A 2,694-nucleotide genomic window follows, 5' to 3' on the forward strand; every position below is an offset into this window, starting at 1 on the left:
CTGGAGTAATTATATGAATTTCACCGATCCCGCCCCGCTTTCCATCCCAACCTTGCTCTTCAATCTTTTGCTGGGTTTGGGCTTGTCTGTTCTGCTGGCAATCTACTACGCCAAACTCGGCGATTCGCTGACCAACCGCTCGAAGTTTGCCCCTATTTTGCCGCTGCTTTCCATGATTACGCTGCTAGTTATCTCGGTGGTGAAATCGTCGCTGGCGCTATCACTGGGGTTGGTCGGCGCGCTCTCGATTGTGCGCTTCCGCACGGCAATCAAAGACCCCGAGGAGTTGATCTTCCTGTTCTTCGCGATCGCCATCGGGCTAGGACTCGGCGCCGATCAGCGCATCCCAACACTGGCGGCGTTCGCCGTGATGATGAGCTATCTCTTGCTGCGCAAACTTATCAACAAAGGCTTCAAGCTCTCGACGCGCAACAGTCTGTATCTCAATATCGCTCTGCCTCTGGAATCAGGTAGCGATGAGACCACGTTTGCCTATATTAATGAATTACTTGGCGAAGAACTCAAAAGCATTGACCTGCGCCGCTTCGATACTACCGCCAATGAAATGCGCCTGGTCTTCTATTTCAGCGCGCGCAAGGCCGATGCCATTGCCCGTATTTCTAACCGCATTCACGAAAAATACGCTCATGCTACGATCAGCGTTGTGGAGCAGAATAACCTGCTGGGCGGATAATGCTGAAGAATTCCGCAAAAAAGATATATAGGGTACGTAGCAACCCGCGTATATCCTTTTTGCAGCCTTTCTACTCCCAGACGCTCCAAGTTCAATTATGAAAATCAAATACAAAAAAACACGCAAGAGCCTGAAAACGTTCTTCAACTCATACGGGCTATACGGGGGAATGTTGATTGTAATCATCATCGCCTTTCTGGGCGGAATGTTGTTTTACCGCGCCGGATACGCAGAACGCATCACATCATTTCTGCGCGGCACCTGGCGGCCCGAAACCCCCGAAATTCTCACTGAAGCCGCCAACGAAGTCGCCGCCGAGCTTGAAAATGAACGCCAACTTTACCAGGCCAACGGGCTGGCAACTGTTTTTCTGGATATTCCCTTCGGCGATGCTGCAAATCGAAGCTAAACGCGAAGAAGCCCTCGCCATCAGTGTACTGTATTCATCGGATGACGATATGGTCCCCGCCAAAATGCGCTACAACGACGAGCAAACTCTGAATATTAAATTGCGTCTCAAAGGTGACGTGGTAGATCATCTTGAAGGCGATAAATGGTCGTTTCGTATTCATGTCACCGAAAACGACGGTGCAGTATTAGGAATGCGACGGTTATCACTGCAAGGACCGCAAACCCGCACCTTTATGAGTGATTGGGGCTACCATCAAACTCTCTTTCGAGAAGGCATCCTGGCAACCCGCTATCATTTTGTCAATGTCATCATCAATGGCGAACATAAAGGTATCTATGCCCTCGAAGAAAGCTTCAGCGAAGATTTACTCGAATCACAAGAGCGGCGCGAAGGCATCATTTTACGCTTCAGTGAAAATTTGCCCTGGTACGACTGGGGCAACTTTATGGGCACAAATACCGATCTGGGCCGCTTCTGGCTCGTACACAACCCCGCCAACAGCGAAATTACCCCCTTCCGCGGCACTCGGGTTGGCAACAGCGAAATACTCAGCGAAGAATTTCAGGCCGCCGAAGCATTGTTGTATTCGCTGCAACACGGCCTGCTTTCTGCCGATCAGGCTCTTGATGAAGAATTATGGGGCAAATACTTCGCCATCACCGACTTATGGGGCGGCGGACACGGCACGATCTGGCACAACGACCGTTTCTACTTCAACCCGGTCACCAGCCTGCTCGAGCCGGTTGCTTTTGATGGCTTGGTTTTTCATCCCAGCTTTGAACGCAACCAACTGGCCTACCCCTTTTACAACTCCCGGCTCTTCGATGCGCCCGGCGTGCAAAAAGCCTATGTCGAAACCCTCGAGCACATTACTGCACCGGAATATCTCGAAACGCTCCGAGCAGAAATTGGCCCCGAATTGGAAGGCTACTACAATCTACTGTTAGAAGAATACGCCGATGACCCCAACTTGCAACTCCCCTGGGAAACGCTGGAAATCCGCCGCGATTTACTCGCTCGCAACCTGAATCCGGTACAGCCCATCCGCGGTTATTATCATTTTGTGGAGCAGGATGGAAAAACCTTCTTGCAGCTTGACCTGATTAATTTGATGGTGCTGCCGGTCCAACTCCGCGAGTTGGTTCTTGGTGACAAAGTTTTAACTATCGAGGCGGGTTGGTGCCTGCTCGATAGCTGCACATCGAAGGTGATCGTCACCCCCGAAGCCGAGATTCTGCTTGAGAGTAGTAATACCAATTATGCAGTACCCGCTTCATTTTCCATTCCGGCCAGCCGCCTGGACGCGGGAATCCCCCCCCGAGGGCGAAATCCTGACCTTGCAGACCAATCTTTACGGCGGATCGCAATCCTATGCCATTCCAATTTACCCGAATCAGCTGCCCGATAGCGTCATCGCGGGCGTCAAACCCACCAGCACACTGGAAGAAGCCCTGGCCGCGCACGAATTTCTCACACTGCTGGGTGATGGGCAACTTGCCATCATCCCCGGTGACTGGCATGTGAACGGCGATTTGATTATACCCAAAGGCTATACGCTCTTTATTCCAGAGAATACCAGCCTGCGTTT

General features: G+C 51.5%; 4 protein-coding genes. All 4 read left to right on the forward strand.

Annotated elements, in window-relative coordinates:
* Nucleotides 1-694 (forward strand): DUF4956 domain-containing protein (locus tag HN413_11890; protein ID MBT3391098.1); only part of this gene is annotated, 694 nt, incomplete at its 5' end.
* A 97-nt stretch (nucleotides 695-791) separates the two neighbouring features.
* On the forward strand, nucleotides 792-1,103 hold the full coding sequence (locus HN413_11895; protein ID MBT3391099.1) for a hypothetical protein: 312 nt from the start codon (nucleotides 792-794) through the stop codon (nucleotides 1,101-1,103).
* Nucleotides 1,084-2,514 carry a hypothetical protein gene (locus HN413_11900; GenBank protein ID MBT3391100.1) on the forward strand — a complete coding sequence of 477 codons (1,431 nt, stop codon included), beginning with the start codon at nucleotides 1,084-1,086 and terminating at the stop codon, nucleotides 2,512-2,514. The genes HN413_11895 and HN413_11900 overlap by 20 nt, the downstream gene beginning before the upstream one ends.
* A partial coding sequence (locus HN413_11905; GenBank protein MBT3391101.1) for a hypothetical protein occupies nucleotides 2,444-2,694 on the forward strand: 251 nt, incomplete at its 3' end. The genes HN413_11900 and HN413_11905, both read left to right, overlap by 71 nt.

It is taken from the genome of Chloroflexota bacterium (assembly GCA_018648225.1).
Taxonomy (GTDB): domain Bacteria; phylum Chloroflexota; class Anaerolineae; order Anaerolineales; family UBA11858; genus NIOZ-UU35.

Bases quoted from the DNA above. Each gene is read 5' to 3' on its own strand.
- HN413_11900 (MBT3391100.1), top strand. From the start codon at position 1,084: ATGCTGCAAATCGAAGCTAAACGCGAAGAAGCCCTCGCCATCAGTGTA.
- HN413_11895 (MBT3391099.1), top strand. From the start codon at position 792: ATGAAAATCAAATACAAAAAAACACGCAAGAGCCTGAAAACGTTCTTC.